Origin of the sequence: Desulfosporosinus lacus DSM 15449, from assembly GCF_900129935.1 — a bacterium.
GTDB classification, from domain to species: domain Bacteria; phylum Bacillota; class Desulfitobacteriia; order Desulfitobacteriales; family Desulfitobacteriaceae; genus Desulfosporosinus; species Desulfosporosinus lacus.
In genome coordinates this window covers 155,694-168,752 of record NZ_FQXJ01000004.1, presented here as the reverse complement: position 1 = coordinate 168,752, position 13,059 = coordinate 155,694, and the positions used below count along the sequence as shown (strand labels likewise).

General features: G+C 45.6%; 10 protein-coding genes. 9 read left to right on the top strand and 1 reads right to left on the bottom strand.

Features of this window, described 5'->3' with window-relative positions:
- Window positions 1–200 precede the first annotated feature (200 nt).
- The 6 genes from selD to mobB all read left to right on the top strand — a co-directional run bounded on the left by selD (window position 201) and on the right by mobB (window position 8,127).
- Window positions 201–1,271, top strand: a complete 1,071-nt coding sequence (gene selD, locus BUB11_RS05155) for a selenide, water dikinase SelD (RefSeq protein WP_200797879.1) — start codon at window positions 201–203, stop codon at window positions 1,269–1,271.
- Window positions 1,272–1,307: 36 nt separating this feature from the next.
- The gene (bshC, locus tag BUB11_RS05150) at window positions 1,308–2,882 is read left to right on the top strand and encodes a bacillithiol biosynthesis cysteine-adding enzyme BshC (RefSeq protein ID WP_073028368.1); all 1,575 of its coding nucleotides are present in this window, start codon (window positions 1,308–1,310) and stop codon (window positions 2,880–2,882) included.
- A gap of 111 nt (window positions 2,883–2,993) precedes the next feature.
- A complete protein-coding gene (locus BUB11_RS05145) occupies window positions 2,994–4,061 on the top strand; it encodes an LCP family protein (RefSeq protein ID WP_073028367.1) in 1,068 nt (355 codons plus the stop codon).
- A gap of 265 nt (window positions 4,062–4,326) precedes the next feature.
- Window positions 4,327–6,264 (top strand): flagellar assembly protein A, encoded by a 1,938-nt coding sequence (locus BUB11_RS05140; protein WP_073028366.1) that lies wholly within the window; start codon window positions 4,327–4,329, stop codon window positions 6,262–6,264.
- A gap of 119 nt (window positions 6,265–6,383) precedes the next feature.
- Window positions 6,384–7,598, top strand: a complete 1,215-nt coding sequence (locus BUB11_RS05135) for a molybdopterin molybdotransferase MoeA (protein ID WP_073028365.1) — start codon at window positions 6,384–6,386, stop codon at window positions 7,596–7,598.
- Window position 7,599: 1 nt separating this feature from the next.
- Complete coding sequence (gene mobB / locus BUB11_RS05130) at window positions 7,600–8,127, top strand: molybdopterin-guanine dinucleotide biosynthesis protein B (RefSeq protein WP_073028364.1); 528 nt, start codon at window positions 7,600–7,602, stop codon at window positions 8,125–8,127.
- Between the two features lie 88 nt (window positions 8,128–8,215).
- Here the strand turns inward: mobB and BUB11_RS05125 are convergent, their stop codons facing one another.
- Complete coding sequence (locus BUB11_RS05125; RefSeq protein WP_073028363.1) at window positions 8,216–9,130, bottom strand: Na/Pi cotransporter family protein; 915 nt, start codon at window positions 9,128–9,130, stop codon at window positions 8,216–8,218.
- Between the two features lie 245 nt (window positions 9,131–9,375).
- On the opposite strand from BUB11_RS05125, the gene BUB11_RS05120 reads away from it, so the two are divergent.
- The 3 genes from BUB11_RS05120 (at window position 9,376) to BUB11_RS05110 (ending at window position 13,048) form a co-directional block, all read left to right on the top strand.
- Window positions 9,376–9,867: a GNAT family N-acetyltransferase gene (locus tag BUB11_RS05120; RefSeq protein ID WP_073028362.1), complete on the top strand. Its 492-nt coding sequence runs from the start codon at window positions 9,376–9,378 to the stop codon at window positions 9,865–9,867.
- Window positions 9,868–10,238: 371 nt separating this feature from the next.
- On the top strand, window positions 10,239–11,732 hold the full coding sequence (locus BUB11_RS05115) for a TldD/PmbA family protein (protein ID WP_073028361.1): 1,494 nt from the start codon (window positions 10,239–10,241) through the stop codon (window positions 11,730–11,732).
- A complete protein-coding gene (locus BUB11_RS05110) occupies window positions 11,729–13,048 on the top strand; it encodes a metallopeptidase TldD-related protein (RefSeq protein WP_073028360.1) in 1,320 nt (439 codons plus the stop codon). Before BUB11_RS05115 ends, BUB11_RS05110 begins: the two co-directional genes overlap by 4 nt.
- The last annotated feature ends 11 nt before the right edge of the window (window positions 13,049–13,059 follow it).

Here is a 13,059-nt window from a genome sequence, read left to right as displayed (position 1 = left end):
CAGGGAGTCTTACTTTGTGGTTGGCTGGATGGTTCTCTTTGCAATATCATTTCACTTGGCTAGGCTGCGATTGTAAGGAAGTGTCTTGTAAGTTGGCGTCGTGTTGACGCAGTATTATATCTGGTTATAATTAATGAATGATATGTCCAAAGATGATTTAGTTTAATGAAGTAATAGGTGGTGCAAAGATGGATCTTAATATGACGCAAGAAAAGGTGACGGATAAGGTCAGGCTGACTCAGTTATCTACGAAGGCTGGCTGAGGATGCAAGATAGGTCCTTCGGACCTGGCGCAAGTTTTGCGCTACTTACCCCCTAATCTAGAGGATGCTAACCTTATAGTAGGCATGGAGACTTCGGACGATGCCGGGGTTTACCGTTTAAATGATGACCAGGCTATTGTTCAAAGCGTTGATTTTTTTACTCCGGTGGTAGATGATCCCTATGCTTTTGGGCAGATTGCTGCTGCGAATGCTTTAAGTGATATTTACGCAATGGGAGCTAAACCGTTGACTGCGATGAACTTAGTTTCTTTCCCTGTTAAAAAATTGAGTATGGAAGTTTTGGCTAAGATTTTGCAAGGTGGAAGCGATAAGATTCGAGAGGCGGGTGCGGTTCTTGTAGGAGGGCACTCTATTGATGATCCTGAGCCAAAATACGGATTATCGGTCACTGGAATTGTGCACCCAGACCATGTCCTTTCTAACGCCATGGCTGAGCCAGGGGATATCCTAGTTTTTACAAAACCGCTGGGAGTTGGAATTATCACAACTGGGATCAAACGCGGAATAGTCTCACCGGAGGCCGAAGCGGAAGTCATTAAAGTTATGGCTGCGTTGAATAAGGGGGCTGCTGAAGCAGCAATATCCGTTGGAGTTCATGCGGTTACAGATGTGACTGGCTTTGGGCTGTTAGGTCATTTGCATGAAATGCTTGAGGCCAGCGGTTGCAGTGCAGAGGTCTATGCTGGTGCTGTACCGGTCCTGGACAGTGTCTGGCATTGTATCGCGCAAAAAGCCATTCCGGGAGGAACTCAGGCCAACCGCCGTCATCTGGAGAATAAAGTGGATTTCGAATCGGAAGTTGCGGAAGAGTTGCGAATTGTGCTCTTTGATGCAATTACTTCGGGAGGGTTGCTAATGTCTGTTCCTGAAGAACGTGTCGCTTCATTGCTTCAACAATTAAAGGAACATAAGACCCTTGCAGCAGCTGTTATCGGCCGAGTTAATAAAGGTGAGCCGGGGAGAATTGCGGTTTCAAGTCGTGCATGATAAAATACCGTGTACTAAGGTAGCGGGGGGATAAAGATGAGAGATCTAATGCAAACCATAGCTACTTGTTTTGAACAAGTAGCTTTATTTTTTCCGAGCGGAGATCCTAAAATTCAGAAGAGTTTTGAACAAAGGGCAGTTTATTTAGACTCCAGAGATTATTCCAGAGAGATTTTAGCAGATACTCTGAAGGAGTATCATAGGAATTTAGGGGCGAATTCCGAAACCCTGCAGATGATTGAAGAACTGAGGCAGAAAGAGACTCTTACAGTGATCACGGGACAGCAAGCGGGAATCCTGACGGGGCCATTGTATACTTTGTATAAAGCCATGACCACTATCCAATTAGCTAAAGAGCAACGTGAAAAACTGGGTCGTCCGGTTGTCCCAGTTTTTTGGGTTGCGGGTGAAGATCATGACTGGCAAGAAATTCGCGAGACCTATCTCTTAAATTCTGAGGGAAAACCGATTTCTTGCTTGCTGCCGGGTGATGGGGGCGGGGAATCTGTGGGGCATCAAAAGGTTCCTGACTGGGAAACAATCGAAGCCCAACTTATAGAGATGCCAGATAGTGAATTTCGATCCTCCGTCTTGAAGCAATGTCGTCAGTTAACTGAACAAGCAGAGAATTTAACACACTGGTTTGCCCTGACCTTACAGTGGCTGGTCCACAAATGGGGTCTGATTTTCTTCGATCCTATGATACCGGAATTTAAGCGCTTAGCAGCGCCAATGTATGAGCAGATCTTAAAAATGCATGCGGATGTAAGGGAAGCTTTGGCCGAACGCACGAATAGATGGGTTGAGCTTGGATTTAATCCACAAATACAACCAACTGGCGGGGAAGTTAATTTGTTTCTTTCTGTACCTGAACGACGTGCGATTCTATATAGTGCGGAATCGTTTTATTTGCGCGGGCAAAAAGAGCCAATGGATTTGGATACCCTGAATGATTTGCTATCCCAAGCGCCTGAGAAGTTTTCCCCTAATGTAGTAACCCGCCCTGTGATTCAGGAATATTTGTTTCCGACTTTGGCTTATGTACCCGGGCCGGGGGAATTGAATTACTGGGCTCAGCTTGGGGGAGTATTTGCCAAGCTTGGCTTCGTAATGCCGATTCTTTTTCCGCGTTTGTCTGCTGTAGCGTTGACAGCTTCTTGGCAGAAATATCTGAAAAAGCAAGGATTAACTCTAGCGGATGTTAACCATGGTTTACAGGAACAGCGAAATCGCCTCGTGCGAGAACAGGATACGCTGGATATTGATGACCACTTTCAACGTATGAGGGAACAAATTGCAAGGGGCTATGCAGAACTGAAACCACTGCAAGAGGTTCATGCCAATGTCAGTGATTGGTTGGATCGAAATGAGGCGAAAGTCAAGTTTCAATTAGACTATTTAGAGAAAAAGGTTTGGCAGGCACAACGCAAACGATGCAGTGATGTACTTAGCCGCTTACAACAGCTTGAGGATGGAATTGTTCCTAATCATTCCAGGCAGGAACGGGTTTTAAATCCCTTTAGTTTTGTTATGCGTTATGGGCTTAGCTTTGTGGACCGAGTGGCAGAAATTCCAATTGGCGATTTTTCCGAACATCAAATACTTCTCTAAAAGTTATTTCATACATTTTAGAATTGAATTAGTTGTTTTCTTAAAGTATTTCTAAAGATTTTGTGATTTTTCTTTTTTAATGAGTAAAGTTGGGTATAATGATAAAAGAGGATGTTACATAATGGAGTTGGTGATGTGCGGCGGGCGTTTAGGTTAATCCTGATGGTTGTTACATTAACGGTAGTTATTGCAGCTGGGGCTGTAGGGTATATGGTATTTTCTGAATCGGGTAAGATATCAGGTGGAGATTTATCTGATCTTAACGATGATGGATTAAAAAATCGGGTCAGCGTATTACTTATCGGGGCAGATCAGCGCCCTGATCAAAAGAAGTTTAGTACGGATACGATTATACTAGCCAGTGTCGATCCGAAAACACAGCGTACAAGCTTACTTTCGATTCCGCGTGATACGAGAGTTCTCCTTTCAGGGCATGGTTATAAGAAAATTAATGAGATTGTCTCCTTGAAGGATTTATCTACTCTGGAAAGCACCGTGGAAGAGCTGACTGGGGAAAAAATTGCAGGGTATGTACAGACTAACTTTGAAGGGTTTAAGAAAATTATTGATACCTTAGGTGGAGTTACGGTTAATGTAGAGAAAGATATGTACTATGAGACGGGTGATGATGAGGATGGGTATATTAATCTGCGTAAAGGCGAACAGCGTTTAAATGGCTCTAAGGCCCTACAGTATGCCCGTTTTCGCCATGACGCGTTAGCCGATATATCGCGGACTGCCAGGCAACAAGTAGTACTAAAAGCAGTAGCTAAGGAGATGTTTCAGCTTAGCACAATCCCAAAACTCCCCTTTCTCGTTCCCCAATTAATGGATGCTGTTAACACAAATTTGTCGGCCAAAGACATTCTTACCCTGTCTAAAGTTGCCGTTGGTTTTGACAGTTCGAATATGGTTTCCCAGACGTTGCCGGGGTCATTTCTTGACCTTGATGGGGTAAGCTACTGGAAAGTCGATCCGGTCGAGGCTAAGAAAGTGGTTAAAGATTTATTCCAAGGGAAGACGACAGATAAAGTAATTGACCAGGAGAATGTGGATTTGTTAAAGCCGGTCCTCCCCACACCTACTAAGCCTCTGCCCCAAGTTCCTGGGAACAGCCAGGATCCGAATGGGTTAAAATCGCCGGGGCATCAGGTATCTATAATGGTAAATAACACCTGATTTTTTAAGGGAAGCATAACGTTCACTAGGCCGGGCTGTAGATAATCTTTTTTATTACAGCCCGGTTTTACTCTAGAATTCCCTAAATTACGGCAATTCTAAATTCATGGAGTATAGTTTAAGGTTGAATATAGAAGCTTAAAGAAAATCACCTAACTATTTTGCACAATATGTACATTAATAGGACTAAAGACCTATAGGGATAGGACGAAATTATGATATTATTTAAAAAATGAAAACTTTTCGAAAAGTGGGGTGTAGCATCATGCCAGAAAAAGTCGTTCAGGCGCGATCCCTTGAAGACATAAAAAAAGAATGGGCACTTAAACTAAATATTTTGCCGGAAGATATCACGCTTGAAGTGATAGATAAACCCAGTTTCTTTTCTCGTCAGTGGAAAGTTCGCCTAATTTGGGAGGAAGTTCAAGTACCAGTATTGGGGCCGAGTCAAACAATTTGGGATGGTACGAAGTATAATATTGTTCTTGGTGAAGGGGTTAAACAGTTTACCCCATATTGGGAGGCCGGGGAAGTTTGGTTTAATGGGGTTCGTCAAGAACAGCCATTTCGTGTGAGCTTTGGGGATCAAGTGGAATTCCATCCGCTGGTCCAACCAGGGGTGTTGACTTGGGAAATGGATGTTCGTTTTCAGGGATTGTCTGTTGTGGCGAAAGTTAAACATGAATTGCCGGGACATTATATCCTTGCTGAAAATCTCCCTCCTGCAGAGGAGATTAATTTGGTTCAGTTTCTTACCTGGGAAAGCTTGCCGGCTCAGGGTGAGATCTGGGATGAGGCTAGGTTAAATGCAGACTTGGAGCAATTGAAGGTTGTTCATGGACGGCGCCTCAGAGTTTGGGAGGAGATTTTAGCGGTCAAAGGCGTGCAAGAGGTTGTTGTTGCTGAAGCGACCCTTCCGATTCCGCCCGAACACGCAAGATTAGAGGACTTTGTAGGTGAGCCTGAAGCGCATTCCGGTCAAGAGGGAAAAAAGATTGATTTTTTTGCTTCGAAGGTAAAATTGGTTGAGGAGGGCGCTGTTCTCGCACGCAAAATCCCTAGCAGCCCTGGGATACCAGGCCAAGATGTATTAGGGAAGGTACTTCCTGCGGCTGCAGCCAAGGATTTTCAATTCCGTCTCAAAAAGAATGTCTATCTTTCACCCAATGAACTTGAAGTGGTGGCTAAATGTGCGGGACAACCTGTACGTCTTGATGAGAAAACGTACTCGGTTGAGCATGTCTATATAATGAATAAAGATGTTGATCTGGCCACTGGAAGCATTGAATTTCCGGGAGATGTGTTCGTGAATGGGAATGTTCAAGATGGGCTCCGTGTTTTTGCCGGGGGAAAGATAGAAATTAGAGGATCTGTTTCCCATGCTGAAATAAGGGCGGAAAAAGGGGCTGTGATTCATCAGAATCTTTTAGGTGGAAAGATCGTAATTGGTGAAAAATTCGTGGTGCGTTCAGAACTTCTTCGCCTTGTCTCAGAAATGCAAAATCGACTAAGCGCTTGCTTACAGCGTACGGCAGAGTTGATTAAGTCGCCGGGGGCTGTTAATCTAAAACAAGGACAGTGTCTCAAGTTAGTGATGGAGAAACAATTTCCTGAACTTCCCAAACTGTCAAATCGCTTAGAGAAATTTGTGACAGATAATAAGGATGACGAAGTGATCACAGAAGGACTTAGTGTTTCTATTAGAACAGCGAAACGTTTTTTGACTGGATTAGGGCCGTTAGAAGCTCAATCTATACCAATTTTATTGCGAGTGAATCAGGCTTTTGAACAATTTACTCAAAGTTTAACCATCGAGATTTCAGATAAGCTCAGTTTTGTTGTTAGTTATGTACAAGGGGCAACCATTGAGTGCGGGGGATCGTTTGAGTGTCAGAAGGGGACCTACAATTCGGACATTCGTGTAGAAGGGGATGTTACGATTGAGGGTGTTTGTCGAGGGGGTAAAATCTTTGCGGGAGGCAAGGTCCAAATCCGCGAACTTGGGGGTTCAGAAGTTAGTTCAACCTTTGTTCAAATCAGTCCCGAAAGCCGTCTTTACGTCAAGTATTGCCATTCGAATGTTGTAATCGCGGTCGGTAAAGAAATTATCCAAATTGAAGAGCCCTACCGCAACTTAGAGATCTATCGCGAAAATGGCAAGGTTCAAATTGAAAAGATAAGGGCCAATCCAATCCCCAATTAAGACCTGTCGCTTTGACAGGTTTTTTTTTGACAATGTTTTGAATTATCGTTACACTTAAAGAGTGCTTTGAGTTAATAATTAAACTTGTAACTACTTGTAGCGGAAGGAATCGAAGAGGCATGAAAATAATGATTGAATTAGAAGAGGCTTTGGAGTTAGTCCTCGCTCGCATCCAGCCGGTGGAAACAGAGTATATTTCCCTTGCAGACGCTAATCGGCATGTGTTAGCTCAGGATGTTATATCACAAATTGCTATGCCTCCGTTTGCTCGCTCACCACTGGATGGGTATGCATATCTAGCCATTGACGTTGACCCTCGACCACTTCAGCTTAACGTTGTAAGTGAAATTCCAGCAGGAACTTTTTCTGAGCGAGTTATTACCAGGGGTGAGGCTGCCAAGATATTTACCGGTGCACCGATTCCACCTGGTGCTAACTGTGTAGTTCGTATGGAAGACACTGAGTTGATGGGCGATAAAGTGACGATTTCTCGTCCGGTGTTGCCAGGTTCTAATATTGTACATAAAGGGGAAGAAATCCAAGAGGGGGATATTCTTCTTAAACGAGGGTTTTATTTAACTCCGCCTGCTATTGGGTTGTTGGCTGCGGTTGGCATAAATCAACTCAAGGTATACCGTCGTCCGCGGGTTGGGTTACTCTCTACTGGTTCGGAACTGATGGATGTGGGGCAACCATTGTACCTGGGCAAGATCTATAACAGTAACAGCTACACTTTGCGTGGAATGCTTCAGGAGGCTGGGTGCGAGGTTCTCGTCATTCCCATTGTTTACGACCAAATAGAGGACACGCTGGATGCCTTAGAAAAAGTTTCGGAGGCTGATGTGATCATATCTACAGGTGGGGCCTCTGTTGGAGATTATGATATTATGCGCCATGCTCTTGCCCAGTTTGGGTGTGATATGCTGTTTTGGAAATTGAATTTAAAACCAGGGACCCCGGTTTCTGTTGGACAAAAAGGAAAGCAGCTCTTTTTCTCACTATCAGGAAATCCCGCAGCAGCGATGGTAACGTTTGAACTCTTGGTTCGTCCGGCGCTTCGCAAATTAGCAGGACGTTCCACCCCCGAAGAAGCGGAATTCCAGGTTAAAATGGCTGGTTGCTTTGGCAGGCCTGGGAAACAACGACGCTTCCTGCGGGCTCAGGCGGTGTTTAAAGATGGAGTAATATGGGCGGACCTGGCTCCTGCTCAGGGATCTGGAATCCTTCGTTCTATGATTGGCAGCCATTTACTAGTGGATGTACCAGCAAATCATGGACCCGTTGAGGTTGGAGAACTCTTAATGGCACGCTGGATTGCGGACTGGGAGAGCTAAGATGGATGCAAAAGAGGAATGTTCACAAATTCCTGTTATTTCAATTGTAGGCGGCAAATCTAATTCAGGGAAAACTACACTCTTAGAAAAGCTTATTCGTGAAGCTAAACGCCGCGGATGGAGGGTAGCGACCTTAAAACATGATGTCCATGGGTTCGAGATGGATCAACCAGGCAAAGACACCTGGCGCCATGACCGTGCTGGGGCGGATGTTGTGGCAATCAGCTCTCCCAAAAGGATTGCCGTTTTAGAACGCGTCTCAGACGATCAGCCCCTCGAAGAGGTTCTGGCCCGAATTCAGGGGGTGGATGTAATTTTTACTGAAGGATATAAGCATGCTGACAAGCCAAAGATTGAGGTTTATCGCTCAGCTGTTCATCAGGAGCTCTTTTCTAAACTTGAGGAACTTATTGCCATAGTCAGTGATGTTGAGTTTGATAACGGGATACCCTGCTTTGGGTTAGATGATGGCCGAGGAATTTGTGACTTAATCGAGAGTAAATTTGGTGTCAAGGGAAGCGCTGGGTGAATTTATTCACTTTTCAGGAAGGTCATGGTCAGGTTATATGGGATACAGGCTGCCGCCATCGCTTGAACGCTTTGGTGAGCAGCTATTTTTAAGGGAGCACTTTTTTGAGGAACCGGGTTGACCAGGGCAATAAAGGAAAGGCCAATAGGGAGGACAAAAGATTAAAGATGGTATGAGCATTAGCAACCTGCCGCGAGAGGCTTCCTCCCATAATAGTGAGTCCATAGGCCATAGGTTCAACAAAAGGTAAGAATAGCAGTACTCCAAATACGTTAAGTAAGACATGGAACAATGCCACCCGCTGAGCGGCTCGGGAGGAGGCCAGAGCTGCAAAAACAGCGGTAAAACAGGTGCCAATATTAGCGCCAAAGATGAAGGCAAGCGCGGTAGGAAGGGTGATCCATCCGTCAGCAGTGAGCAACATAACAATCCCTGTTGTGGCGTTGGAGGAATGTAGCAGGGCGGATACTGCTGTTCCGGCAATTACCCCTTGGAGATGGTTGTCACCCAGCTGTTTAAGGAAATTCTGAATCACAGGTAAGTCGACGAGCGGGGCCATCCCCACTTGGAGTAAGCCTAATGCGAAGAAGAGAACGCCTAAGCCAAAAACCGACTGGGAAAGAAACCGCCAATGAGACGGAATAAAAAGGAAGCCAAGAGAGCCAAAAACCATGATGTAAGGGGTTATCTGGTCTAAGGGAAAAGCAAGGAGCTGGGTCGTTAAAGTAGTGCCGATATTGCTGCCTAAAATCAGCGCGAAGGCGTTGCCAAAAGGGAGGAGTCCGGCATCAACGAAAGATACAGCCATGACGGTTAAGGCAGTGCTAGATTGAAGAAGAGCCGTGGAAATTGATCCGCTCCAAAAACCACGCCAGGGAGTTGCGGTCATCCACAGAAGTGCTTGGTGGAGGCGATGTCCGGCAAATGATTGAAGCCCTTGCCGCAGGATTTTCATTCCCCAGAGAAGCAGGCAAAGGCCCAACGCTAGGATAGCAATATACAGTGGTGTCCCCTCCTTTTCATCTCGTCCCTTTCTATTTCCGTGCTCTCCTAAATATATTGAGCAAGAAAAGTGTCAAGAACTTACTTAGCCAAATCCTTTTAGCACGAAAACTGTCCGACAAATAAAAAGAGCACTATTTTACTAGTGCTTCTGTGGGAATACCTGTCTGAGTGAATCAAGAATATTGTTTGTAGGTGAAAGCGATACAGGGGATGATTGCATAAGTTACCCTAAGAGGTGATTATATGCGAGTTCGTCAAGGAAATGTTCGTGATTGGCCTTTTATTTATGCTCTTGGGAAAATTGGGATTCCAGAGAGTATTTCCCCATGGCGCAGGCAGTCAATGGAGGTAACACTCAAGTACAGAGAGGAATATCTTAGAGGGTTTTGGACCTGGATTGAGCAGTCTGAATCTAAAGTGTTCATTGTTGAGGAGCCGGAACAGGACGAGGATACTAGTGCACGGGCAATCGGATATTTGGTTCTTCATGGTTCATCGCGGGAAGAGTTAACCGGGATCACTCAAGGGTGGATTATGGATATTGTGGTCCTTCCGGAGTGGAGGGGTAAAGGGGCCGGCCAAGTGTTGCTTAAGGCTGCGGAAGACTATTGTCGAGAACATGAAATCCCATACCTAGGCCTTGCGGTTAGCAGTCATAATGTGAAAGCACTTCGACTTTACGAGAATTTCGGTTTTGCAGAGGAACGCAAACTATTGGTTAAAAATGTAGAATAAAAAAAGCTTGCGACGGATTTACTGTCGCAAGTGAAGTAAAGAGAGGAGTGGGGATAAAAAGTAAAAAGTGAGACTATTAAAAATCATGTCCTGAGGCTTTAGTATTTATACTAGCCTCGGGATATATTTTTCCCCAAGGATCACTTAGGGGTTGGCCCGATTTCGAAGTTCGAAGCTCGACACCAAGCAGTACAATCAGAAGGAAAAATGGTTTTTTTTATGGGTAGTTAAAGTTAGCTTCTGTTTTGAAAGCTTTTAAAGTCTTTTTGAAGAGTTTCCTTTCTTCTCTCCGTGGTATAATATCCATAGTGAGTAGTAAAGCTGGTTATTAAGCATAATTGTACCAGATGTTTAATATAGGAGGGTTACTTTTGGAGCAAAAGGAAATCAAGGTGTTGGTCCAATCTGTTTTGGAAGAGACAAAGGGAATAGAGGGCTACTTTATAGTGCGTGCTCAATCTCGTCGAGAATGGAGCATGCGTTTAAGTAATGGGCGGTTTGAAAGGGTATCAACAGGGGAAGACAGCGGGTTTGGAGTCCAAGCTTTTACGGAAAAAGGGGCATCGGGCTTCGCCACTTCGGATGTTTTCGAAGAAGGGGTTGGCCGCAAACTCGTGGAAAAAGCGATTCAATTGGCTCGCAGAAATGAAGAAATAGGGTCGAAGAGAAATCGGCAGATTTGGGAAGCTCCTCAGGTTCAGGAGGAGGTAGAGAATTCCGCTCAAAAAGGATTTGAAGAAATTCCTTTAGCTGAGCTTGAAGAGATGGTGATGAAGCTTCATGTTCGTTTGCGGAGCTCTTTCCCTGAGGGAGTGTGGCAATCGAGTTATCGCCAGGTTGAAGAGACGTGGTGTATCGGAAGGTCGGATGGGACGTTGGTGTCTTTTGTCATTCCTCGAGCAGTGCTGATGCATCAAGGAACGGTGCGAAATCAGGGTAAGGCTCAGAGTACGTTGATTCACCGCAGCGGAGTGGATGCGACTCTGCTTATTGAGGAACTCGAAGATCATGTACTAGAGAAAAAGGCGATGGACCGGGCTGAATTTGCAATGGCAGTCTGTGGTGCACCCCAGTTACCGAGCGGTCATTATCCGCTGATTATTGATTATGGGTTGGCAAAAGGGCTGGCGCACGAGGCATTTGGACATGCCGTAGAATCTGATCATATGAACGAATCTGTACTTGGTGAAGCAGGAAAACTGAGGCAGGGACTGCGTGTAGCAAGGCCGGGCGTGAATATTATCGATGGTCCGCTCGTTGGGGACTGGGCGAATCAACCTTATTCGGCCAATGGCCTTCCCAGACAGACTGTGACAATAGTGCGAGATGGAGTGTTAGAAGCCGGGCTGGGGGATATCTTTTCGGCTGTAGAAGCAGGAATGCCGATAACAGGAGCTGGGCGTGCGGAGAGTTACGGGCATATTCCATTGCCTCGCATGAGCAATATCCGTTTGCAAGTTGACCGCATGCTTCCGTTGACACCAGCTGAGCATCTGATGGATGAAGTGAAAGCTGTCAGGGAAACCCTCCTGGAGCACGGCGAGTTACGTGAAGGGGAAAAGAATTTACTACTGTTAGGATATCGCGGCGGGCAAGTGAATCCCAAAACAGGGGATTTCGTCTTCCAATGTGACGGGATTATTGATGTTGCAAACCCTGATCTGCCGATTTACCAGCCTTCGATTTTTAGTGGAAAAATTCTTTCTGCTTTAGAGGCAATCCGTGGCGGGTTAGGTGAAGGGTGTTACGATGCTATAGGTACTTGCGGAAAGGGTGGGCAATCCGTGGCATCAAGCGGCGGAAGTCATCGATACCTGCTCATGGATGCGGATCAACAAGTGAGTTTAGGAGGTGAACAGGCATGAAACTTATAGCGCAGTTAGAGGATCTGCTCTACCAATCCCAGCAGTCGCCGAAGAAGGAGGAGCTCAGGCTCTCAGCTTGGCGGATTGTGGTTCATGAATCAGAAGTGGTGGCCTTGGGAATAAAAGATAATTCGCCGGGCAGTGTCTATACTCCCCCAAGTTATCGTCAAGGGGAGAGCGGGGATGTTTTTTTAGTATGGGCGGATGGGACATGCAGTCAGGCTATGGTTCAACTTCCGTTTTCAAGCAGTCAGGAATATTGGACTAAGCAATTGGAACAATGGAGACAGGCCTCCTATGAAGACCCGGATGCTGTACATATACCATTTCCGGAATCCTTACCCCTTGTTGCGGTAGAGGACAGAGCTATTAAAACGATCATTTCCGGAGATGACAAGCTTATATTTGACCAAGTAAATCGTTGGCTGAGTGATAAACCTTCACAAGCTAAAATGCAGGGAAGTATCCAGGCGGCTTGGGGTTATCGGCATGTTCGTACTTCAACTGGGCTGGCTGTTACCTATCAGCAGTCTCAATTTATGTCCTGGTTTTCCTTTGATAGTCTGATTGGGAGTGGGTTTGCTAAGCGCCGACTAATTCTGCCGAAAGAACAGGAGGAGTTATGGGCTCAGACGGTGAATCAATACGAATGGATGCAGAAGGAAGCAACTCCTGTCGGACCTAAGACTCAAGTTATTCTTGCACCTTCTATGACGGAAGACATGCTCAGGCAGTTTGTACTTCCAAGTTTTTCCGGAGATCGAGTGATTGAGGGACAAGGGGCTTTTTCGAAAGAGAGTTTTCTAGATCACACACAAGTATTTCACGAACAATTCTCTTTAATAATCGACCCGCTCCGTCCGTTGGAATTGGGGTCTTATCTGGTTACGCCTGAGGGGGTCCCAGCAAATCAAACAGTATTGGTGCAGGACGGCCAATTACAGACTCCTTTTCTGAAAGTTAAAGATGCCGTGCGATGGGGGGCTAAACCAACGGCTGTTCCGCAAGGGACGGCGGGACTGTACCTTAAGCACCAGGCTGAGGCTCCTTGGGTTGAAGCTTTGCAGGGGATTGACGATGGAGTTCTTGTCTTGTCTGTGCTGGGGTTACATACGCAGGACTCGGTTTCTGGCTCGTATTCTCTTAGTTCCCCTCACAGCTTAAGAATTTTAAAGGGTCAAATCGCAGGAAAGACGGATGTAAAATTATCCGGTAATTTCTTTGCGGATTTGGCAGCGCCAACCACAAAGACGGCATTGTCTGACCTCGATACGCATCCATATCTAATTATAAGGACCGGAGTACAAACTCTTTAGAGACAGGGGAG